The organism is Dysgonomonas sp. PF1-14 (genome assembly GCF_029892965.1).
In the GTDB taxonomy this organism is placed as follows: domain Bacteria; phylum Bacteroidota; class Bacteroidia; order Bacteroidales; family Dysgonomonadaceae; genus Dysgonomonas.
In genome coordinates this window covers 82,336-104,040 of the sequence record NZ_JARXWN010000003.1, presented here as the reverse complement: position 1 = coordinate 104,040, position 21,705 = coordinate 82,336, and the positions used below count along the sequence as shown (strand labels likewise).

Below are 21,705 nucleotides of genomic sequence, written 5' to 3'. Positions count from 1 at the left end.
AAACGAAAAGAGCCAACTTTTGAAAGTTAGCTCTCTTTGTGTACCCCCGAGCAGAATCGAACTGCTATCTAAAATTTAGGAAATTCTTATTCTATCCGTTGAACTACAGGGGCTTACGCCATTTTTTAAATCTTATTTTAATGCTAAATTTTACCTCTCCAAAAAATCTATCTACTTTTACAGCCTCTTAGTTTTGCGCATGTTTAGGAAACTTCTATTCTATCTCTGATATTCAATAAGTTACATTTGATTTTCTATTTTTCGTAGAACTATTGTAGAACTTTTACTAAAAATAGGAGATCCCCAATACCCGAAAGCAAAAAGGGATCTCTCTAATGCAACACCGATTTTGATTATCGGTAATGCAAAATTACAAATAAAATAGCAAATATAAAAACTGCCCCAGCTTCACAGCTAAGACAGTTCCGATCTACAAAAATATATGAAGAAAAATTATTTTTTCAATTCGATGTATTCAGTGAACACAATATTACTATGAGGATTCTTACTCACCACCTCCTGTTTTATTGCTTTTGTTCCGTACTTTATAAACCAAAACTTTTTAGGCACTCGGTGAATCACTTGAACTAAGGTATCTCTGGTACTAATGTTACCAGAGAACATAGAGCTATCAATAACCCCATCTATATCTATCCAAGGATCCTTATACACTATGGATTGAACAATCACAGGAACATCACGATAAATTATACTATCCTTTACAACCGTTTGAATCTTATACTCTGTTTTGGTAACAGTAGTGGATGCTGCCTGGATCCGCTTAACTTTAAGATTGAGATCCTTTACTGTTTGGGTAAGATCCTCACAATGCTTTTCCAGCTCCGATTTTGAAAGCTCCAGCCGTTGAACTGATGCAGCATTATCTCCAGCCTCTGTTTTATAAAATTCAATATCAGAAAGCAAAGCCTCCTGATTGCTTGATAGTCGCTTTTTCTCTGTTTTCGTTCTATCCAACTGCCAGGACAATAGCCCTACAGCCAGAAATAATACAGCTATTGCTGAAATTAGATATTTATTCATACTCCTTTGATGTATTTGAGGATTGCATTTACGTGTAGATCCACGATCTGATCTCTACCCTCTGGAGAAAGAAGAAACTCACAATCCTGTTTGTTATCCATAAAAAAATTCTCAACTAAAATAGCTGGACAATTCGTATCACGACAAATACCAAGGTTTTGCACCCAGTAGGGTTGATTCGGTAATGGTTTACGAACCTTTAACCCCATACTCATAGCGATATTAGCAAAGCAAGTAGCCAGCTCCTTACTCTTTTTGGAGGCGTTGGTTGAAACATGAACACTCCAGCCTCGTGCATTCATCCAGCTGGATCCATTTCCAGCAGCATTGCAGTGAACAGAGATCAGTATAGCTTTCTTTCCTGTTGCTTTGTAAATGGCATTCGCACGTTTACACCGCTCAGAGATAGATATATCAACATCCTCCTTAACAATACGCTCAGCATCAATACCACTGTTTTTCAACTCGGATACCACTCTATCAGCTATTTCTCTTGCATACAGGTACTCTCTCAGAGAACCATCTGGAGAGCGTTTACCAGGTGTATTTACACCGTGTCCGTTGTCAATCAGAACTTTCATCACTATTACCTCCTTTGCCAGCGTTGATTATCGCCTGAGTAAGAGCACCTACCAGCTCATCCTTATTAACCATTTTAGCTGCTAATTGCTCCACCCTGGAAATTTCTGTTTTTGTTTTATCGTCTGCTTTTTCTCGCACACTCACAAACTCTACCACCAGTAAAAAGATACCAAGTAAACAGGTGATAATCGGGATCCCATAGATAATATCCAAATGGAATACCTTTAACAGCTTGCAAACGTGGATCAATATATCTACTCCACAAGCTATTAGCATACCGCCCTCATACATGATAAACTTACTTAGAGATCGCTTTAATCCGTAACTGCTACGGATCTCTTTGCGTTGCTTAGCCTTATGCAAACCACTAACAAGATCTACACACATTGCTATAAAAACAATAATACAGGCTAACACAACGATCATTAGCATATTTTCTGCACCTTGAAAAACCTCTCCCATTATCTATTTCTTTTATATTTGTTACGTTTATAATAATCGAAATTTTCTTTGTCCTGTTGAGTGATAGGACTGCTGGGAGAAAAGAATTTGAATCCTGTGTTATTGCCGAATCGAACCACTTTAATTATAGCACGAAACGGAAACACCCGATCAGGATTACAAACAACATCCTTTAATCTTTTGCTTTCTGTGAAAAATGCTGAGCGTGCAGATCCCTCTCCAAAGGCTACAAGTGTTCGCAAACCATTTTCAGTTTGAACATCTGTCTTTACTCCTGTAAAAACAATAACCTCATTTATCAGTGCATCAACACTTGAATATTCACAATCAAACAAATCATCTCCATCAGCAGATCCAATAATAGGATCATCTTCAAAATCGACTATATTATTCATGCTCCATAGGGATGTTAGAGGTTTCACAATCAGCCTCAATCTGCTCACGAATTGCTAAACGATCTTTGAGGAAATTTTCATACGGCTTTTTACGGCTTTTGTCCAGCAATCCCATTACAGCAGATTGATACTCATTGAGCAATTTGCTTTCTGTTGCTGGTGGATATTTTGCAGTGATCAACGTGCTAAAGATGTTATCTCCAGTTTTCGGATAGTCCACCCGAACACTATCATACTGAAACATCTTACCGTTTGATTTCTTGCTGTCAGTTGTTATTACTGTTCCTCCATCCTCATCCTTGATAACCAGAACCTCTTTAATGTTATGGTTATATAGAATAGTTCCCTGCCCATTATATAAGTCAAAGAACACCTCAGGCTTTTCATCAGCCAGCAGCCCGATAGTTAATACATTTTGCTTTTCCATTGTCGATACAATTTTTAATTATGAATTTACTATGTTCCTCAGAGCATCTGATTATCCAGCCATATTCAGACGGAAAGAGGTGTTTAATTACTGTCTCATCGGAGATGTTATACTGTTTCCTCACACGGTTGTATTTCTTGTAGAATCTTGTTAAAATCCCTTTTCTTAGTAGGATTCCGTAATGGTTTTGTTTGAATCCTACATAATCAATTCCACGAGAATCAACTGGGAAAATCTGCCAGTTTTGTTTTATCTCCAGTTTTAACTCAGCACCAAGGTAAAGCCCCATCTTATCAAGTAGTTCATGTAGGAACTCTTTGCTTTGGTGCAGAATAACAATATCATCCATGTACCTGAAATAATACTTTACCCTTAGATTCTCTTTGATCCAGTGATCGAAGTATGCTAAATACAAATTAGCCAGGTACTGGCTTGTAAAATTGCCTATAGGCAATCCCTTATCGCTACCGTTACTATCTATAACTTTGTCCAACAGCCTCAGCATTTGTTCATCAGCTATTCTATAGCGGATGATCTTTTTAAGAACTGAGTGATCTACATTATCGTAAAATTTCTTTATGTCAATCTTTAGGCAGTATTTAGTACCTTTCTTATCTCTTATCAGAGCTTTGTGAATATCCTCCATACACTTATGGGTTCCACGCCCCTTGATACAAGCGTATGTTTGAGGGATAAAAACTTTAGTCCAAACATTGCCTAAAACATTTATGATACAATGGTGAATGATCCGATCAGGGAAAAACGGAGCTATCATTATTGTTCTCTCTTTGGGATCCTGGATGATTTTAACACGATAATCACCAGGTATGTAGCTCTCAGTTTCCAATATATCATATATGTGGGCTAAGTTTTCACAGATATTGCTATTGAATCGGGTTATTTCCTTTCTTACGCCCTTTCCTTTTTGTGCATTATACTGTGATCTTACCAAATTAGATGTTTCATAAACTAATGGATAAATATTCTTTAATCGTTTACTATCTTTAAAATACAACTCATCCATATAAATGTGCCGTTGGTTTATATCAGAGCTTTCAATTCCTTACTCACACCGATCTAATTCATATTATTTTGCCGACTACAAGTAGTCTCTGTGAGGCATGGTTACAACGGTCTGATTTTCTTTTCTTTTTCAAGGAAAACCTGTAACGGTAAAAGCGGAACCCAATGTTCGCATTCGAGTTCGAGGAGCGATTATTCGTGTTCAGGATACCGAACCCAGCATTCGCCCCATTATTCGCATTAGCAGACAACAGGGCACCATGACCGTTGCAACCTTTTATTTTCATTATTTCAATTATCGTTTTTGCAGTGCCGTCCGTGCCCCCGTTAAAAACGGCACAAGCGGAACCCGACGTACGCATACGAGTACGAGGAGCGATTAAGCGTGTTCAGGAAACCGAACCCAGCACTCGCCCCAGAAGACGCATTAGCAGACAACAGGGCACCATACCAGCCTGAACCACCATCAGTAACAGGTTGATAATAGTAATCACATCCTCCAGCATTAGCAGCACCTCCAACAGTCTCAGGGAATGAGTATGTTTTAGCTGAATGTGTAAGCTGGAGGATATAACCATTTGTTCGTGGCAGATCGGAGATAGGATCATATCCTACAGGAACTGCTGTAGAACTATCAGAGTGTGATGTAAATTTGGATGGATCCTCACACACATAAGCCGTTGATCTATCCGCTCCATGATAAATAAGTACATCATCAGCCAACATATACAAATACTCAAATGGAACCTCCAAGCCTCTGTATGATGTTACCTGAACGGTTTTATCTCCACCAGTCCATCCTTTGATAGTGTAGGCTACCTTACCTGTGTTGTTTCCGAGTGTAGCAGTTGTACCACAAGGAACAAAAGGCTTATAAGCTCCCCATGTATTCCATTCTCCTCCAGCCACAACACTGCCAGATCCTAAACCACCCTGTTTGTAGCCCTCAGAAGTGAGAGTTTCATTATATGTGTCCTGGCAATGGAGAGAGGCATATTCACACCGCTGTAACCAGGCTAACTCATTGTAAGCTCTGTAAGCTCCATGATGAGTACCATTTTTGCACAACGGACGAACTCCAGCCTTAGAGATAGATGTTCGTGCCATACCAAGCTGAGAATTATATGTGCCATCTTTGGCAGCATCACCAGCTCCAGATCCACCTCTGAATTGAGCAGCGTTAGCTGTCAATATCACAATGCCATTTGCATCACGAGCGATATTATCCCCAGCCCATGTAAGCCAGCAACCAGAAACAGCAACGCTGTTTGTTATATCAATAGTTGCATACCATGGAGAAATAGATTTTCTTTCCATCTTAGTAAAGCCAGGCAGCGGATACTCAGACCACGCACGTAGCCATTTTGTTCCATCAATCTCCAAGCGGAAATAATACTCAGGCTTTTCAAGCATTACATTTCCATCCGTACTATCAAGGATAGCAGCAGCTCCACTCTCCTTTTTACGGCTATCGTTTTGATGCAAATAATACTTTACCGAACCATCAGGGTTTTCTACAAACCGCTTGATTTTCTTTTGAATGGGCAAAGTCTTATGTAAATCCAAATTACCAACACGAGTAAGTTTATAATCCCTGCTGGTAAAATCCCCTTGTACGCCATACCACATATCATAGGGGTATTGTGGCTTAGTTGAGCCACTTCCTAAAAGTAATCCCATAACTGTAACTGTTTATATTTAACGAAATCATATTATATTCACTAAGTTAATACTGCAAAGATAACTATTTAATGTGTCTGACAAACACACTTTTATTTAAAAACATAGATGCTTAATCATTAAGATAAGCAATATCTGTATGATTTGACCTACCAAGCCTCCCATTAAGGTAGCAGTCAGATCCAACCAATCCCATTTACCTCCCCAGGTTTTGTCTTTAAATTCCATTCCAGCAGCAAGCCCAGCCGAAAAGAAAAATGTAAATAACAAACTACAGGGAATAGCATATAAAAAATGCTTCATTCGGTTACTTTCTTTCATCCATTTCATTGCAATAATTTTTCTAATTCATTTATTCGGTTTCTTATCTCATCTCTCTCAGCATGAAGTTTAGCCATATCATAAGGCAGTTGCTCACCAAGTAGGTTAGCCTCATAGCATTTCACTATCTTATAATCACCATTTGATAGTTGCTCTTTCAGTAGGGAGATTTCACGCCTTACCTCTTGCATATCCGCTTTTTTATGATACTTGTAGCTTATATGATCTCCAGCATCGTATGGGATAGGAGTAATAATAAAACCATCCTCACATTTTAGCTTTTCATCATCTATCAGCTCCACAGGTTTCCAAAAATCGGACAACATCGCAATTTGTTCCTCTATAGATATTGTCCTGGTTTTACTTTCACCATCCGTATCTATGAATCTTTCCGAAACTGGCTCCAAGATCCTTGATCTTAGATAACCATCTTCCATATATCCGTATTCGATCATATCTCTAATATTTGAATCTACTTACTAACCAAGCCTCTTTTTTTACGCTATTCACATAACCAATAGTGAATACAGCTATCATCATTTGACCCTCAGAAACATCATAGTAGCTATTCTCTGAGCTATCATCATACAAAACCTGTCCTGTACGTGGATATACACGCATTGAGCCAGTCCACCATTGTTTGAAAAACACAATCTGCCCCTCTTTAGGACTTGTAGGTAAATAAACAATCTGATTACTGTTAGATGTATATCCTATCACCAGAGTATCGCTGGAATTTAGATAAGTGGATGTACTCGCTGTTGTTATAGCCTTTCTACCAAGCGTTAAACCACCTGCGTATAAGTCATAAAAGAATCCACCGTAAGCAGGAGCTGTGCCATTGTTTGAAGCCCTGCCATATACTCCTGCTACAATGGTATCAACCACATTTGTAGCCCAGGCGTTTTTTGCCACATTTGCGAACCCTAAGCCTACAATAGCTCCACGGTGAGTATAACCAGAACTTGCTGGCATAGCATCCGTACCAGCCAGGTTAGCAAATATGCCAGTAGGAGACATATAGGCAGTTCCTGTAGAATAACCAGGAGAGGTAGCAGCTTGAACCCTTACAACACCTCCATTAGCATCTATGGTTATTTTAGAGCCTAATCCTGTTATCAAAGAGTGATCTCCTCCAGATGATACTGATTCCACAAAAATACGAGCCATAGAAGCATCCAGGGTAATTTTATTGCTACCAGAGAGAGTAGATACAATCTTTCCGCCAGACATAAACCAATCCCCGATATTTGCACCCTCAGCAAGCAATAAGTTAGTGGCTATTGTTTCAAATTCAGCACCAAATGTATTCCAGTAGGTGGTATTTGTTGGAGCTTTGCCAGATCCTGTTATGGTTCCTCCATCAATACGAGCTATATAATATTGACCATTGTATTTTACAGCATCTAATCGGCTATTTGTACCATAATAAGTTTTAGAGCTGTCATAGATACCCCTGAACACCAATACAGGATTTTCTCCCTTATCACCCTTATCACCTTTTGCCCCATCAGCTCCTTTTATCCGAACAGGTGTGCTCCAGTTTTGCATTAATGCTCCAGCTGCTGATTTTTTAGCAACGGTACACCAAAGATACTCCAGTGCTCCAGTAGTGGGCATAGTCGTACTCCATCCGCTGGGATTCACCGCTGTTGCAGTCAATGCTGGAGGAGTAGTCGTAGATCCATTCTTAGCATACCTGTATTCAAAGTAATCACCATCCCAGGCATTAACTCTAACAGGTGTGCTCCACTTCTCAATCATGGATGTAATGGATCCATCCTTAACCGATTCTATCTGATCAGCTGAAAGAGCACTTTTGAACAATCGGATCTCATCCATTTCCGCAAAAGTGCCAAACATATTATCATCATAGACAGAAAAGCCCACATGATCGTTATTAGTCGAATTTCGGCTAATTTCAACACCATCTTTGAATACGGTTATTGTTTTGTCATTCTTTCTAAATGTAAAATGAACCCACTTATTAGCTGTTACCTCTATATGATTCTCTACATACTCTCTACCATTGGTACAGTTCACCATCCAGCTGATTTTGGATGATTTTGGCTTTAACCAGATACACAAAGTGAAATCAGAATCAAATGGAAGCTCCAGGGGAGCAATGCAATTACTAACACCGTCAAACTTCAACACTTTCCCTCTGGCACTATCACTGATCGCAGCGACATTTGATCCTGAAAGAGTAGCATTATTCCCATTCCCAGAAGCATCTGCTATTGTTCTCGAATCAGCATCGGTAACAGGCAAATACATTAAAGAGCTATTCAGGACTTTGGACTTTTTAGATATGATACTCCAAATGTACTCTCCATCGGATACACTGGGCATATTCAAGCTCCACCCAGTAGGTACATCTGCATTCTTATCTAAAGCAGGAGGAGTGGTTTCAGATGTATTTTTTGCATATCTGTACTCATAGAAATCTCCATCCACTCCATCTATACCGCTGGATCCAGGAGTTCCGTCCTCTCCTTTAATTCGGCTCCAGGTGTAAGCTGTTGTAAGATCGCTATCCTTTATGTTGAAATCGGTATATTGACCTATCCAACTACCTGCTGTTTCCCCATTATTGTCCGTAAATGTTAAGCCTCCATCATCACTATACTTTATATGTAGATAAGAAGTCTCTCCATTCTCACCATTTACCCCAGGGATACCATTCTCACCATCCTCTCCTTGCAGTCCTTGAAAGCGTGCCCATGTGTATTTTTTAGGATCATTGCTATCAGCCTCTGTATAGTCCACATAAGTACCTATGTAAGTGTTAGGTACCTCAGACATTTGGCTGGAGCTTGTAGGGTTTCCTACTGCTGAATATTTAATATGGAAATATGTTGTTTTTCCATCAACACCATCCTTTCCTGGAACACCGTTTTCTCCATCTTTACCAGATTGCCCTTTTGCCACAACCGACCAGTAAACAGAGTTTGTGGGAGGATTCCCTTTACCTGGTGTAGGGTTAGTGTAGCGATAAGTACAAGTTTCACCATTGACCGTATAGCTTACCTCATCACCTCTATAGTAGATGTATGCTGAATTATACACACCTCTATACACACCAATATCAGAGAGATCTCCAGAACCGCTTTGTAGCTTCACATTTTTAAGTGTGAGCTGGTTCCTGGCTGTTACATTCCAATCAATAGAACTGGTAGCATCTCCGATCCTAAACTTATTCCCATCCAGATCCAGGTAGCACTCACCATCAGAAGTTACAATTTTTCCAGTAGTGATAGTATTTCCGTTTATCCTGGTAAATCCGTATGTGGTTGTGAAGTCTCTAAAGCCATCATCAGGATGCAATGATCCGATAATACCAACTTGAAAATAGTAGTTGTTAGGATCGCTAACTGGCTCAACCTTGATCTGTTCCTGAGTGATATAATATACTCCAGAGCTGCCATCCTTACTACATTTCGCAAACACATAATACCCACCAGCCTCCGAAAGGGTAACGCTGGCAGCAGACATATTCCATTGTCGTATGATCGTATCATTTATGGATAGATGTGCCAAGATCCCTGCTGTAGCCTCAAATCGGTTAGGATAGCCATTCACATTAGCCTGTAAAATTGTATCAATGAGAACAAACTGCTGAGATTTTGATCCAACGGTGAGCATATTGGTATCTATACTGTTTGGCTTGATATTATCCACGTCAAAGTACCCATCAGTATCATACACCATATTCCTAAGCTCCTCAGTGGTTCTCCAGCCCCTTCTGGCTTTGTTCAGATCCCTCAGCCTATGATTGTCAATGATGATGTTATGCTCTATCACATCCAGTACAGTTTGTGTCTGAATTGATATAGTAGTGGTATCAGAGAGAGTTAATGTATAGTCGTGATCTATCAATAGATTACGGCTCATTTTCTGAATACGAATATTTTTCTCCAGATTAAACCTCTCATCTTTCACAGGAACATAATCCCCACAATCAAATACTTTGGTTCTGGAATCAGAGGGTAGAGTATTTATAAAATAGGAGCGATCAAAGGTAAGCACATACAGAGCACGCATCTGTTTCCGATCCTTGAAATCATCATACCCAGCATACCATAGATCCTCCTCAGCATTATCCTCATAGCTTTTGGGGAGATTAATATCCGTTATCTTATACTTATCTCCAACCATTATACGGAAAGCCTCACTATCCTCTGTAGGGATGCTCAAACCCCTCTCATCGGTATATTTTATAATAGAGAATGTTTTTGTAGAATGGTTGTAACCTCCCTTTTCCTTTAACTCAAATTGCTGCCCTGCCAGCTTTCCTGTTATGAAAGTTAGTTTTGCAGTAACGCCATTTATCAGATACTTAGTGCCCTCCGAATCCTTTTCATTTAGATCAAAGTCCATTGTGTTATCCACAAACGAATAAATATCAGATCCAAGAGCTGTAACCTCACCTGTTCTTTTAGGATAGATTGCATCATAATACTCAGTATCCTCATCGCTACCTATGGTATCTCTCAGGTCGGGATCCTCCATGTATCGGTCGTTATCATTGTCAATTCCGATATATTCACTTAGTGGAGGGATAACAGTACCATCTGATAGCGTGTGTTCTCTTTGGTTCAATCGTTTAGGATATGGGAGCTGTAGCCTATCCGAGTAATCTCTATAGTCGCTCCTGAGGTTCTGTGTACCACCCTCAACCCAAAGCCTGGTGATAATGCTTTTATCATCTACCTTTTGCTCTTTCAGCTTGAATAACCCATTCCCTTTACCCCATTCAAAAAAATCTTTTCCTCCTGGAGGTGTAATTTTTGTGCCGAACTTTCCAATCTGAATGGTACGAATGCCATCCTCTTGAACTATCCTGAACTCATATTTCCACTCTTTACAAGCAGTTTGTAAGACTTGCAAGCAGTTTTTTCTTGAAAATTGCAATGTTTTAGGCTCAGTATCAGGGCAGTTTTCCTCATCGAATCTCCATATACCAGGATAATCACGATTCACATTATAGATAACTACTTTGATAAAATCCTTTAATGAATATGTTAGGTCAAATGTTGATTTGGTTGATTTGCCGTTTGCATCAGTATTTCTGTACTGGCTTTTCATCAGCTCATACATTACACCGTAAAAAACAGCCTCATACGAATATATGTTATCAGCCAGGATCTCTCTATTTACTTTTGTGCGAATAGAATACTCCTGCCCATCAACAAGGATCTTATCTCCTTTTGCAAAGCTCAAAAACTGAGTGGACTTGATAGATAGCTTTACGTTATCATCACCCATCAAAGTAATATTCTGCACCGCACTGGACACGGTACAGAATGGCTGTTTGCTAAAGAGATTTACATTTGTTCCATTTCGCTTTATTAGAGTAATTTGTTCCATACAATGATCGCATTAGTAGAGAAATTTTCAATATCCTCAATCACCCCAGTAATGATTATATCATAGATCCCAGGCTCCGAGTAGGTGTGCTCTATGGCTTTTGTACCCGACACATCAAATGTATGGGAGCCATCACCCCAGTAAATATTTAACAACTTAGAGCTTGTAACATTGATTTCTACCTTTGTGTTAGCAGTTCCTCCTATATGCCTAAGCACTTTCTTTACTGGCTCATCCTCTATCAGTTTGAGTTTAAATGTGCCCACCATTAGGTTATCGTTGTAAGTTCCCCACTTTTTCGCTGGATCCACATCATCCATAGAAATAACCTCATATACTAAAGGTTTTGTTTTTCCATCGTATTCAATAGTGAGGCGTTGAGTTCCCTCTTTGTCGAATTGAGCCATAAATAGATTCACCCACTCAACATAAGCGGATCTACTGGAAGCCTCAATAAAACAATCCAGAGTAATATTTCTCTCTTTGTATCGAGGACGTTTTTTGTCTCTCACAATACCATGGTAATTATCCCAATCAACAGTAAGAGATTCTTTCCTGCCAAGCCTACCAACTAATCCGTTTGAAGCCGATACATAAACTCCGAACTCCTTAAAGTTTTTCCCATCTATGTAATACTCTACATCAGTATCACTTTGCATTTTAAGGATCTCCACAGGAGTTTTAGCCACATTGAATAGCTGTAGCTCATCAATACAGGCATAACTACCAGAGAGATTGCAGTCATTGATAGAGAACCCCACAGGAGTTGCTGCCAGTGTTCCTCTGTAAACCTCATTGCCATTCTGATACACAGTAAACAGGTTTCCGCTTTTGACAAAAGCAAAAAAGTAAAAACGCTCAGGTACCACATCCAGCCATTGCTCCAGGAAATTATCTATACCAGGAAAATTCAAAAGCCATCCTACCTTTTTAGTTGTAGATTTCAAATAAAAAGAAAGGGTAAAATCGGAACTGAATGGTATTACCTTTGATGTTACACATTCACCTTTCCCATTTAGGTCTAAAGATTTGGCGATCTTAGCTTGTTTTGAAAAGAAAGCTCCACCTGAAAGAGTACCATCAGCTCTACTCATTGAGTAGTCATACGCTATACTGCCATCTGGATCATCAAAAGGCAGGTATAAAATTAAGTTCTTATCAACAACTGTCATACTGTTTATTTTTAATATGTTTCTTTATTCATTTTCTTAACCTGGATGTTCTCACCGATACATTCAACCTGAGCATTTCCATACAGATTTACAAATATCTGAGAGCTATTTCCAGCCGTTGCCACAGCTAAATTGGAGTTATCAAAAGCATCAATAGTAACCATGGCATTATCAGAAGCGATCACAGCTGCCTGGCTATTATGCCTGATAAAGATCCTGGAAACGGTAAAGCCATCATATTCCATCATAGCCTTACAATTACCGTTAAGAACCGTATCAGGTGCGTTTTTACGACCGTTCACCTCATCATCGACAAATGCTCCATATTGCTCACATTTACCCTTGAAATTAACTCGTATAAACTCCAGAGTGGGAAAATCCTCCGATATACAGAAGTCTATCCCACGAATAAAGAGCTTTACCATGCTCTCTATGCTCATACCTGGTTTAAGCCTACCTCTCCAGAGCCTACAAAGTCCTTTCACTTCACCATCTTGTTTTAATTTGTCTGCCAGTTCCATTATGATATTCCTTGTGATAATAATGAGTTGTCCTTAGTTTCCATTCTCTTTAGAGCTTCCAGTATTCCCTCCAGGTGTTTGTTATACCTGGTGTTCATTGCTATTTCTTGCTGATAGAGTAAGCTCTGCCTCATTATTGCAGTCTGATCCGATTGATTGATCACAAACGCATTCAGCCTACCAGCTATCACTCCACCTGTCTCCTCACTTAGAGATCTCACAGCACCTGTAAGAGGATCCTCTGTAACATCATCCTCCAGATCCTTAATCCAATCACCGACTGCCTCTAATGCTTTTGAGGTAGCCTCACCAGCAGCATTTACCATGCTCTCAAATTTCGCCCTCTCTGAATCATCCAGCTTTCCATCTTTCATAGATTCACCAAGATAAAGAACAGCATCATTGATAGCCTTAGCCAGGAATTGCTTTTTTATCGCTTCAACAACAGCCTTTTTCATCACATCCTTAGTAACCTCTCCCAAAGCCTTTGCTGCATCCTCTCCCTTTACATAAGCATCTACCAGGGCATCGGCAAACTCATCAATGGCACTCTTTATATCGGTACCTGCTAAGGTTATCAGCATTTCACGCTCCAGATCCTCCAGCTGGGTATCTATATCTTTGATAGCCTCCTCCCATCCAGCGATCTTATCCCAGTCTGTTTTTTTCTTTTCTTTCTCAGCCTGGATCTGTTGCTCTATGAGCCGTTGCTGTTCCTCTAAGTTCTTTCGTTGCAAATCATACAGCTGGAACATATCTCCCTTGTTTTCCTCTTTCTCCAGGGCATATTTCAGCTCTTTAATCTGCTTAGTAAGTTCGGCATATTTCACAAAGTTCCAGCTCTGAACAGCTACAATAGCCTGTTTTTCCAAAGCTGCTATCTCCTCATTGATAGCCTGAATCCTATTATCATGGGCTGTTTTCTCCTCCTCACTATAGATCCAATAGGTTTGATCAACAGCGTGCTGGAGCCGATCAAATGAATTTTCCAGAGCATCAATGTTTTTCTGTATATTCTGGATCCTCTCCTCCAGTTTATTATCATTGTTGAATAGGCTTGCAATCCACTGGATAGCTTGTAGGGCAATAGAGATAGCTGTTAGGATAACAGATCCTTTTTCTGCTGTTGAAATAGCAGTAGCCATAGCAATACCAGCCATAGCGATACCTTGAACCATAGCTATAGTCTCTTTGCCTGTATCACCGATAAGATCTCCAAGAACATCACAACTATCAATGGCATCATTTACAAAGTCAAATGTACCCTGTGTAGCTTTAGCCAGGTTACTCCAGTCTCTTTTGATCTCACCAGTTTCTTTTTTGGATCCCTGTCCAGTCTTTTTGAAAACATCACCGATAGCTTTTCCGAGAGCCTTAAACGGATTTACATCAAGGATCCTTTGCTTTGCCTCATCCAAGCGATCCAACACGGCTTTTAGATCAGCAGGGTTTAGATCGAGATCTGCTGTGTTCATTTTCTCCTGTATCTCAGTAACCAGCTTATCTATCTGCTCAATGGTTAGAGCATCCAAATCAGTGAATAAGTTATTCCAGCTATCTGTTTGCATCAACATCTGAGCATTGAGAGCAGAAAGAGCCTCAGCCTCTCCTTTATTGATCTGAGCCAGGAGTTCAGCGTTATTTTGCTCCATGGCAACTCTCCTCAATAGGGCATATTCATCCTGGATAGCCAGCTTTGCCTCCTCAAATGTTTGGAAGTCATTAAGTATCTTATCCTCCAGCTCTTTATTTACATCATCCTCAGCATTCGAGACAAAAAGCGAAGCCTCAGCGTGCTCATCTTCACCAACTAAACCATTTCCTCCAGCTGCCAGCTTTTCCTTAGCATTTGCAATAGCCTCTATCTTTTCAGCCAGAGTGGATGCTTGTGAGATCGCACGAGTTACACTCTCTTTGAATGAATCCATTGCAGTCTTAGCTCCAGTAATCTCATCGTATTGCATATTAAGAGCAATCAAATGATTTCCCTCTCCCTCTGTGATCGTGCCAGCTGCTTTCTTTTGGCTAAGCTCCTGAATTTTCTTATCAATATACTCCTTGTATGAATTACCGTCTTTTAACAGCTCAGAAAATTGCTTATCTGCCACATCTTTGCCTAAATTCTTAACCCATCGGAAATAAAGCTCATACTGTTTCTTTTTGTACTCAATTTCTCCATCAAATAGAGAGTTCTCAGCTTTGGCATAGCTTTTATTCTCTAACTCTTTGCGTTCGGCAATATCTTTTTTATCATCATCGCTAAGCCCTCCAGCTCCTGCCTCTTTCCTTGCTTTCTCCAGATCTTTCTGCTCTTTTTCAATGTTAGCGAGGTTCATTCTATGCTGTAGATCCAGCTGGGCTTTTCTCTTAGCATATCCCTCCTCCATTATCTCAATACGAGCCTGTTCCAGCCTAAAATCAGCCTGGAGCTGTTTATCTGCGAGCTGTTCCTGTTTCTTTATGGCATTCTCACCAGCATTTTTAGAGTTATCGGGGATCCTGCTTTGTAGAGAATTGATCTTTTGGGTAAGTTCGTTGTACTTTTTCCCATTGATCTCAACATTTTCACGCTCCTCTTTGAGTTGTTTGATACGAGCTGATATACCAGCCTCAGTATTCAGATTATCCTCTTTGCCGTCAATGGTCTGTTTCACCTGGGATAATATTCCAAGCAACTCAGTTAAACGAGTATTGTCGGTATCAATTTTTATCTCTTTAGCGTTGATCTCGTCTATCTCTGTCTGTGTCTCCTTTACAAGTTTATCAAGTTCAGAGAACGACATAACAGCATAATCAACCGTTTTTGTTATCTCTGGCTCAGATCCTCCAGCGTTTGCAAAAGCCTCCATAGATGCAATGAGATCATTTGTTTTGCTCTCAACATCTTTCTCTGATTCGACAATAGCCGATAGGTATTTTCGCAAATGTGTAGAGAATACTTGCATATCCTTATCACTGGCTCCAGATGCAGCTTTAACAGAATTGGAGATATTTTGTAGCGACTTATTGAACCCCTGAGTATAAGCATCACCTGTAAGGTTTTTGAGCTTATTGGCAGATTCTATAGCCATGATCTCAATCTGATCATAAACCGCCTCATTCATTTTCCTGATAGATTGTACACTTTCCCAGTATCCGTATTCTCCATAAGGATTATCTACATAGGTTTTCAGTTTATTGCCACTTTTTCTGAGATCCTTTTTTGCATCCTCCTGAGTTTCGGTTTGCTCTTGCTGGATCTTTTCAATGTATTTGGCTTTTACTCTGGCAGCAGCACTGGCATTAATGGATTCGGTAAGCTCATCATATTTATCTTTCAATCCCTCTACAGTGGTGGATTCGGTGATAAGCTCTTTATTGTACTCCTTTAATATTGCATTTACTTTATCTAAGGCTTGTTTGTGTGCATTTGTTCCTTTCTCTGTATTACGAAGTACAGCCATAAGCAAATTGAGGTTATCAATCTCCTTTTTGGTTGTTTCCTGGAACTCTCCCATTGCATCATTAGTTTCATCCTGCTTGTTTTTAAACAGGGTGAATACGCTTACCAAAGCTCCCACAATACCGATAATCCAACCTATCGGGTTTGTCATCATTGAAGCCCATAGCGTTTTGAGAGCTGCTGTACATTTGGTTGTGATAGTGGTGAGTAAAGATGTTGCTGCACTTTGTGCTCCTTTACTTGTGGTATCGGCTATACCTGCCACTGTAGCCTGTTTTGTGGCTGCTGCCTCCAGCTGTTTCTTTTTGGTGTAAAAATCAGTCTGAGAGGAGAGAGCAGCTTTCCTGGCTAAGGATTGATTTTCTACAGCTGCCTCAAACTTCTTTTCAGCTGTTGCAATCCTGGTAGCATCACCCGATTGTTTAGCCCAGTAAACCTCATAACGAGCTGCCTCTGTAGCTTGCATCGTTGCTATGGCTGTCTGTTTAGCGGATTCAACCCGAACAGCAGCAGCCCTAACATCAGTTCTCATTGCCTCCAGAGTGGCAGCTGTGCCTCTTGTTTTAGCTGCTACCTCACTTTCGAGAGCAGCACGATAAATAGAGCTTTTGGAGGAGAGATCTATCTTTGAGAGAGCCATTCTTTGCTCAACAGAAAGAACGCTCATAGCTACAGCCTCATAATTCTGCGAGCTGGTGGTGATCCCTAAATTAGAGAGATATTCCTGCTGTTGTGCAGTAAGCAAACCCTGTATCGTTGCTATCCTGATAGACTTTACCAGGTTGCTCTTTTCCTCAGCTGTAAGTTTAGCCTCCAGAGCTGCTGTGTGAGCTACCTCTGCTTTTGTCATGGCTGCTATCTGAGCAGCTGTTTTACCAGTCGCTGTTTCCTCCATTTTTAGGAGTGTCAGCTTAACCGATTTAACGGTATTATCTATTATTGATACTCCTGTATTGCCCTTTGTCGCCAAAGATGTAGCAATAACAGCAGCTTTGTATGTACCATAGGCAGTAACAAGTGATCCGAGAATACGCCCTACTTCCTCATAGTGTTCAACTAAGTATGATGCTGAATCTATACCTGCTTTTAGGATTCCGTGGTTAGCTTCACCGAGTGAATTAAACATATTGGTGATATTATCCTGGAGCAATCCGATACTATCTCCCAAAGTTTTCATTTTTTCAACCATCATGCCAGCAAACATACCTCCATTGGTAGTTACCTTATCTATAACATCGTTGAGTTCTTTAAAACCGATCTTACCAGCCGATACCATAGCACGGATCTCATCCTCTCCTTTATTCATGGCATTAGCCATCTCATAAACCAAAGGAACACCACGGCTTTCCCACATCTGAATATCAACAGATAACAGCTTATCGTTTGCTTTGGCTTTGTTGAACAGACTAACCATTTCACTCAGCGGAACATTGGTACCTGCTGCTATCTCTGATAGCTTGTTAATGGTTGGTATAACATCCTCTACATCCGTTCTAAATGCAAGCAACTGAGCAGCAGATTTTGAAAGATCGGCAAACTCAAACACATTGTTATAAGCATATCTATTCAGCCTATCAAAGAAAGCCTCAGCTTTTTCAGCTGATCCTAAAAACACTTTGAATGATGCTTCTACGTTCTGCATCTCAGAGCGAACCTGGATCATGTTTTTCACAAACCCAGCTGCCTGATTCACTCCAACAATCCCGATAAAGGCAGCAGCAGCTTTGGAGAAAGCGTTATCCATCTTTTCGGCTTCTTGTACGGCTGTAGTAGAAACCCTTTGGATATGCCTCTCCATTGATTCCGCTGAAACATCGAAATCATCTATATCTAAAGTTGCACGAAATGCTAAAGCACCATCTATAAATTCACTCATTACATCAGTCCTTTAAGGTGATTTTTAATATCTTCTTTTGTTTTTAATTCCTGGTGTATTACTTCACCAGATCCAGCTCCTCCATCATCCTCATCTCCCTCTTTCGGATCATCTTTTATCCTGGCAGCATCTTGTATCATTATTTGCACGTTGAGCCAGGAAATTCCCCAGAGCAAATAGTCATAAGTCCACCCATACTCTTTGAGTATAGCTCCACGACTACCCCACGGACTATTTAGTCCTGTAACTCTATCCGATCTGCTCTGGGTTTGGTCGCTCCCACTTCCCTTATCAATCGAATAGAGGTCGTAAAACCCCCTGGGTTCATCATTTGATTTATCACACCAGCCAGTTTCTGCAGTCTGCCAACAGTCAAGTGCTTAATGAAAAACTCTTTCAGTTCCTTTGTCTCTTTACTCAGAGGATTAGCAATCTCCCCATTATTGATTATAGCTATAGCTGCTATCTCAGCCATCACAGGAATATATTTAAACAGCTCCTTGCTTTCGGCTAATGGCTGCTCTTGTATAGCCTCCTCATTGTATTCAATTTCCAGATACAGCTTTCTGAGCGTATCTATGGTACCTAAGTAAAGAGGTTTGATGTGGAAATTCCGTACTATAGTCTCTTTGATAGCACCAAAATCTACATCAGGTATAGAAATAGTCTCCACATCCCATTTTTTAGGTATTCGTTTATCCCTCCAGTTTATTGCTTTACCAGGGAATAACTTATTCCACATAAGCACTCTTTTAGGAGCTTTGCGTGGTTCTATTTTTAATGGTACCGAGAACTTAGCTCCCATTTGCAAAAGAGCCTGAATAGCCTGTTCCTCAATCTCCAGGCGTTCCTCTTTTGTTAATTCTTTCTTTTCCTCATCTATCATATTTCGTAATATTAAAAAGAAAGCCCCCAGCGGAAGGCAGGAGGCTTCCCATGTTACTCCTGGGAATTTTAAGCAGTTGTAGGAGCTTTGTTTTCCTCGTTGAAATGTGTCTCAGCTTGGTATTTGATGGTCATAGGAACCAAACAGATACCTTTTGCAGAATACGTGATCTCAAACTTAGGAATGATCCGAGCGTTCGGACATCCTACCAGGAATCCCTCCTCAGGTTGCTGCCAAACAGCCCACTCGCTGTAAGGGAGTACCCTTGGACGTTTCCAGGTTCTTTTTTTCCCAGTTCCCTGGATCTCTCCACCAAAATACTTTACAAGCAATTCCAGATCTGGATCCATCAATGTAAGCTCTACAGAGGTTTCACCAGGTTCATACATTACTATTTTCTTGCTGGAGGTTTCCGATTCGTGTTTGGTTTCAGTACCATCAGAATCTTTCAGCGTACAAGTATCCTTGTACACGTCTCCGAGATCTGTCCATGCTGCACCATTCGCAGGCATTGTTTCACTGCCAGTAGATGGAGTGATCCAGATCTTTTTTAATCCCATTGTTGATAATACAGGCATAACTTAAATTTTATTGATTAAACTTTTTTACTTCTTACTGTTATCTCCAGAGCAAAAGAAACAAAGTGCTCATTGTGATCAGGTTCTTTTATGGGTGGATGTAACAGACCGATAGTCCAGTTATATCCTTTACCCAGCTCATAATGGCTTTTTAGAACCTCAATAACCTTTGCACGTATCTCTATAAGCCGTGGAAAGTTGATTTTATATACAGGGTTCGGCTTGGCTTTTTTCATAAGATCAGGCACATGAATATTTATTTTGATCTCTCCGAAACGAACTGAATCCTCTCCAGTAATAGCGTGGGGAACTATAATAACATCCTCTTTTGAATAATCGGATCTCTCATAGTCGATAGAGCCAGAAATCATACTCTTAACCTCACTCCCCTGGAGTAGCTGGTAAACTCTAACAGATATTTCCTCAGTTGTTATCATATAATATCACCAAATAATTCATTTGCTTTTGCCTTAGCTTTTGTAGCCAGTTTACTCATAGCTGCTGGAAATTCAGCCTTTGCTTTTAATTCAGCTGGCAGTATAACATTGTACCCCTTTGCTTCTACATAAGCAGCATAATTCATCCCTGCCACAATGATGAGTGAGAATGAGCTTGGAGTTTCAGCTGCTAATTTCATAGCAACCTTTAACCCTGCATCAGCCCCCTCTCCAGGCTGGTTTAATCCACCAAAGTGTATAGGTGTTGAATTTTGCACTATCACATAGCCCATAGAGTTAGTTAGATTACCTGACTGGTCGGTATAATTGTGCTGCTCTTTTGCGTACTTTACCAGGCTTTCACCTAAGTATTTAAGCAAATAAACAGTAGCCGTTTCAAGCCGTTTCTGGAATGCCATAACAGCTGAACTGATTTTACCTTTACCAGATGTGTATTCTATCCCCATACTTCGATATACTTTCTGTTGAAATTATCTACACCTTGAATAGGAAATTCGTCAATACTCCCATCTTCACCAATGATTTGTATTATTGCAGTCAGATCCAGCGTACCATTAAAGTATTTAGGGATAAATACCGTGTAATTGTAAGTCTGTACCTGTCCATCAACACCAATACGTTGTTTTGCTGGTATGTACTTTTCGATCTGGCACTCACAGCCAGGTAGCCACTCATCGGATCCAGAGTTATCAGGCTGAGAGTAAAACCCTGTAGCCTGATCTCTCTGAGCTTCCCGAACTATCTTATACCTGAAAGTGCCGTTATTCCTGCCCATTTTACCATAAGTTTGAACCGTCCGTAATAGAGGGTACTTCAACAAACTCCGAAGCATCCAAGCCGTTCTCAGCACAGAGATCCTTAATACGTTTCTCCAGTTGAGCTACACTATAACCCTGAGATGATTTACCAAGGCTATCACTGGTAAGGACGATCATTTTTTTGAGTACACTTATAGCAGCTAAAGCAATAGATCTTTTATCACTGTTAGCTACATACTCATCGTTAAGATCTGAAATACCAGTATCTGCCAGGGCTTTTTTCAGGGTAAGGGCACTGGGGGTATATGGTTCCAATTCCCCCAGCAATGCCTCATATTTCGTTAAGTTACCCATGAGCCTTACTCTTTACAAAGGATTTCGGTAATCGCTTTTGTTTGCTCCTCAGTCAATTCAGAAATTTTCTTATTGATAGAGTTTGCACCAGCGTTAGCTGCCACGGTTATACCGATAGCTACCAAAGCCTCTTTTACCTCTTTTACCTCAAACTCCTTTTCCAGGAATACGATTTTATCAGAGGATCCAGAATTTTCCTTTGTTTCCACAGCTGTGATGATGCAGATACCCCGAACTACAAGATCATTGATCCTCTCCAGGTTATCCATTTCGATTGTTTCACCAACCTTATAGATTTTCTTTGCATCCTCTTTGTCTCTAAAGGGCTTCAATACTTTTAATTCCATAATCAGATATTT

At 40.2% G+C, this 21,705-nt stretch carries 22 protein-coding genes and 1 tRNA gene; all 23 read right to left on the bottom strand.

Annotated features, from left to right (window positions below):
* Positions 1 to 41 precede the first annotated feature (41 nt).
* The 23 genes from M2448_RS04745 to M2448_RS04635 all read right to left on the bottom strand — a co-directional run bounded on the left by M2448_RS04745 (position 42) and on the right by M2448_RS04635 (position 21,693).
* Positions 42 to 113, bottom strand: a tRNA-Arg gene (locus M2448_RS04745).
* A gap of 340 nt (positions 114 to 453) precedes the next feature.
* Complete coding sequence (locus tag M2448_RS04740; RefSeq protein WP_280646698.1) at positions 454 to 1,041, bottom strand: DUF6549 family protein; 588 nt, start codon at positions 1,039 to 1,041, stop codon at positions 454 to 456.
* Positions 1,038 to 1,622: an N-acetylmuramoyl-L-alanine amidase gene (locus M2448_RS04735; protein WP_280646697.1), complete on the bottom strand. Its 585-nt coding sequence runs from the start codon at positions 1,620 to 1,622 to the stop codon at positions 1,038 to 1,040. The genes M2448_RS04740 and M2448_RS04735 overlap by 4 nt, the downstream gene beginning before the upstream one ends.
* Positions 1,606 to 2,085: a phage holin family protein gene (locus M2448_RS04730; protein WP_280646696.1), complete on the bottom strand. Its 480-nt coding sequence runs from the start codon at positions 2,083 to 2,085 to the stop codon at positions 1,606 to 1,608. Before M2448_RS04730 ends, M2448_RS04735 begins: the two co-directional genes overlap by 17 nt.
* Entirely contained in the window at positions 2,085 to 2,480 is a 396-nt protein-coding gene (locus tag M2448_RS04725) for a hypothetical protein (protein WP_280646695.1), read from the bottom strand. The genes M2448_RS04730 and M2448_RS04725 overlap by 1 nt, the downstream gene beginning before the upstream one ends.
* Positions 2,473 to 2,907 carry a hypothetical protein gene (locus M2448_RS04720; protein WP_280646694.1) on the bottom strand — a complete coding sequence of 145 codons (435 nt, stop codon included), beginning with the start codon at positions 2,905 to 2,907 and terminating at the stop codon, positions 2,473 to 2,475. The genes M2448_RS04725 and M2448_RS04720 overlap by 8 nt, the downstream gene beginning before the upstream one ends.
* Positions 2,867 to 3,931 (bottom strand): reverse transcriptase/maturase family protein, encoded by a 1,065-nt coding sequence (locus M2448_RS04715; RefSeq protein ID WP_280646693.1) that lies wholly within the window; start codon positions 3,929 to 3,931, stop codon positions 2,867 to 2,869. Before M2448_RS04715 ends, M2448_RS04720 begins: the two co-directional genes overlap by 41 nt.
* 58 nt (positions 3,932 to 3,989) lie before the next feature.
* Positions 3,990 to 4,217, bottom strand: coding sequence for a hypothetical protein (locus M2448_RS04710; protein ID WP_280646692.1), 228 nt, complete (start codon positions 4,215 to 4,217; stop codon positions 3,990 to 3,992).
* Positions 4,218 to 4,257: 40 nt separating this feature from the next.
* Positions 4,258 to 5,610, bottom strand: a complete 1,353-nt coding sequence (locus M2448_RS04705) for a hypothetical protein (RefSeq protein WP_280646691.1) — start codon at positions 5,608 to 5,610, stop codon at positions 4,258 to 4,260.
* Positions 5,611 to 5,706: 96 nt separating this feature from the next.
* Positions 5,707 to 5,940 carry a hypothetical protein gene (locus tag M2448_RS04700; protein ID WP_280646690.1) on the bottom strand — a complete coding sequence of 78 codons (234 nt, stop codon included), beginning with the start codon at positions 5,938 to 5,940 and terminating at the stop codon, positions 5,707 to 5,709.
* On the bottom strand, positions 5,937 to 6,338 hold the full coding sequence (locus M2448_RS04695; protein ID WP_280646689.1) for a hypothetical protein: 402 nt from the start codon (positions 6,336 to 6,338) through the stop codon (positions 5,937 to 5,939). Before M2448_RS04695 ends, M2448_RS04700 begins: the two co-directional genes overlap by 4 nt.
* Before the next feature lie 52 nt (positions 6,339 to 6,390).
* On the bottom strand, positions 6,391 to 11,199 hold the full coding sequence (locus M2448_RS04690; RefSeq protein WP_280646688.1) for a LamG-like jellyroll fold domain-containing protein: 4,809 nt from the start codon (positions 11,197 to 11,199) through the stop codon (positions 6,391 to 6,393).
* Positions 11,200 to 11,282: 83 nt separating this feature from the next.
* Positions 11,283 to 12,395, bottom strand: a complete 1,113-nt coding sequence (locus M2448_RS04685) for a hypothetical protein (RefSeq protein WP_280646687.1) — start codon at positions 12,393 to 12,395, stop codon at positions 11,283 to 11,285.
* Between the two features lie 89 nt (positions 12,396 to 12,484).
* Positions 12,485 to 12,913, bottom strand: coding sequence for a hypothetical protein (locus tag M2448_RS04680; RefSeq protein WP_280646686.1), 429 nt, complete (start codon positions 12,911 to 12,913; stop codon positions 12,485 to 12,487).
* An 80-nt stretch (positions 12,914 to 12,993) separates the two neighbouring features.
* On the bottom strand, positions 12,994 to 18,312 hold the full coding sequence (locus M2448_RS04675) for a tape measure protein (protein WP_280646685.1): 5,319 nt from the start codon (positions 18,310 to 18,312) through the stop codon (positions 12,994 to 12,996).
* The gene (locus M2448_RS04670) at positions 18,312 to 18,452 is read right to left on the bottom strand and encodes a hypothetical protein (RefSeq protein ID WP_280646684.1); all 141 of its coding nucleotides are present in this window, start codon (positions 18,450 to 18,452) and stop codon (positions 18,312 to 18,314) included. The genes M2448_RS04675 and M2448_RS04670 overlap by 1 nt, the downstream gene beginning before the upstream one ends.
* A gap of 95 nt (positions 18,453 to 18,547) precedes the next feature.
* On the bottom strand, positions 18,548 to 19,198 hold the full coding sequence (locus M2448_RS04665; RefSeq protein WP_280646683.1) for a hypothetical protein: 651 nt from the start codon (positions 19,196 to 19,198) through the stop codon (positions 18,548 to 18,550).
* A 68-nt stretch (positions 19,199 to 19,266) separates the two neighbouring features.
* The gene (locus M2448_RS04660) at positions 19,267 to 19,776 is read right to left on the bottom strand and encodes a hypothetical protein (protein ID WP_280646682.1); all 510 of its coding nucleotides are present in this window, start codon (positions 19,774 to 19,776) and stop codon (positions 19,267 to 19,269) included.
* Positions 19,777 to 19,793: 17 nt separating this feature from the next.
* The gene (locus tag M2448_RS04655; protein WP_280646681.1) at positions 19,794 to 20,213 is read right to left on the bottom strand and encodes a hypothetical protein; all 420 of its coding nucleotides are present in this window, start codon (positions 20,211 to 20,213) and stop codon (positions 19,794 to 19,796) included.
* Positions 20,210 to 20,680, bottom strand: a complete 471-nt coding sequence (locus tag M2448_RS04650; RefSeq protein WP_280646680.1) for a hypothetical protein — start codon at positions 20,678 to 20,680, stop codon at positions 20,210 to 20,212. The genes M2448_RS04655 and M2448_RS04650 overlap by 4 nt, the downstream gene beginning before the upstream one ends.
* The gene (locus M2448_RS04645; RefSeq protein ID WP_280646679.1) at positions 20,671 to 21,009 is read right to left on the bottom strand and encodes a hypothetical protein; all 339 of its coding nucleotides are present in this window, start codon (positions 21,007 to 21,009) and stop codon (positions 20,671 to 20,673) included. Before M2448_RS04645 ends, M2448_RS04650 begins: the two co-directional genes overlap by 10 nt.
* 1 nt (position 21,010) lies before the next feature.
* On the bottom strand, positions 21,011 to 21,346 hold the full coding sequence (locus M2448_RS04640) for a DUF6706 family protein (RefSeq protein WP_280646678.1): 336 nt from the start codon (positions 21,344 to 21,346) through the stop codon (positions 21,011 to 21,013).
* Between the two features lie 5 nt (positions 21,347 to 21,351).
* Positions 21,352 to 21,693, bottom strand: coding sequence for a hypothetical protein (locus M2448_RS04635; RefSeq protein ID WP_280646677.1), 342 nt, complete (start codon positions 21,691 to 21,693; stop codon positions 21,352 to 21,354).
* Positions 21,694 to 21,705: the final 12 nt, after the last annotated feature.

Excerpts from the sequence above, each read along its gene's own strand:
- M2448_RS04680 (WP_280646686.1), bottom strand. The coding sequence starts at position 12,913 with ATGAGCATAGAGAGCATGGTAAAGCTCTTTATTCGTGGGATAGACTTC.
- M2448_RS04720 (WP_280646694.1), bottom strand. The coding sequence starts at position 2,907 with ATGGAAAAGCAAAATGTATTAACTATCGGGCTGCTGGCTGATGAAAAG.
- M2448_RS04635 (WP_280646677.1), bottom strand. The coding sequence starts at position 21,693 with ATGGAATTAAAAGTATTGAAGCCCTTTAGAGACAAAGAGGATGCAAAG.
- M2448_RS04705 (WP_280646691.1), bottom strand. The coding sequence starts at position 5,610 with ATGGGATTACTTTTAGGAAGTGGCTCAACTAAGCCACAATACCCCTAT.
- M2448_RS04725 (WP_280646695.1), bottom strand. The coding sequence starts at position 2,480 with ATGAATAATATAGTCGATTTTGAAGATGATCCTATTATTGGATCTGCT.
- M2448_RS04740 (WP_280646698.1), bottom strand. The coding sequence starts at position 1,041 with ATGAATAAATATCTAATTTCAGCAATAGCTGTATTATTTCTGGCTGTA.
- M2448_RS04640 (WP_280646678.1), bottom strand. The coding sequence starts at position 21,346 with ATGGGTAACTTAACGAAATATGAGGCATTGCTGGGGGAATTGGAACCA.
- M2448_RS04675 (WP_280646685.1), bottom strand. The coding sequence starts at position 18,312 with ATGAGTGAATTTATAGATGGTGCTTTAGCATTTCGTGCAACTTTAGAT.
- M2448_RS04700 (WP_280646690.1), bottom strand. The coding sequence starts at position 5,940 with ATGAAATGGATGAAAGAAAGTAACCGAATGAAGCATTTTTTATATGCT.
- M2448_RS04670 (WP_280646684.1), bottom strand. The coding sequence starts at position 18,452 with ATGATACAAGATGCTGCCAGGATAAAAGATGATCCGAAAGAGGGAGAT.
- M2448_RS04715 (WP_280646693.1), bottom strand. The coding sequence starts at position 3,931 with ATGGATGAGTTGTATTTTAAAGATAGTAAACGATTAAAGAATATTTAT.
- M2448_RS04645 (WP_280646679.1), bottom strand. The coding sequence starts at position 21,009 with ATGGGCAGGAATAACGGCACTTTCAGGTATAAGATAGTTCGGGAAGCT.
- M2448_RS04690 (WP_280646688.1), bottom strand. The coding sequence starts at position 11,199 with ATGGGTGATGATAACGTAAAGCTATCTATCAAGTCCACTCAGTTTTTG.
- M2448_RS04665 (WP_280646683.1), bottom strand. The coding sequence starts at position 19,198 with ATGATAGATGAGGAAAAGAAAGAATTAACAAAAGAGGAACGCCTGGAG.
- M2448_RS04730 (WP_280646696.1), bottom strand. The coding sequence starts at position 2,085 with ATGGGAGAGGTTTTTCAAGGTGCAGAAAATATGCTAATGATCGTTGTG.
- M2448_RS04660 (WP_280646682.1), bottom strand. The coding sequence starts at position 19,776 with ATGCCTGTATTATCAACAATGGGATTAAAAAAGATCTGGATCACTCCA.
- M2448_RS04735 (WP_280646697.1), bottom strand. The coding sequence starts at position 1,622 with ATGAAAGTTCTGATTGACAACGGACACGGTGTAAATACACCTGGTAAA.
- M2448_RS04710 (WP_280646692.1), bottom strand. The coding sequence starts at position 4,217 with ATGAAAATAAAAGGTTGCAACGGTCATGGTGCCCTGTTGTCTGCTAAT.
- M2448_RS04655 (WP_280646681.1), bottom strand. The coding sequence starts at position 20,213 with ATGATAACAACTGAGGAAATATCTGTTAGAGTTTACCAGCTACTCCAG.
- M2448_RS04650 (WP_280646680.1), bottom strand. The coding sequence starts at position 20,680 with ATGGGGATAGAATACACATCTGGTAAAGGTAAAATCAGTTCAGCTGTT.
- M2448_RS04685 (WP_280646687.1), bottom strand. The coding sequence starts at position 12,395 with ATGAGTAGAGCTGATGGTACTCTTTCAGGTGGAGCTTTCTTTTCAAAA.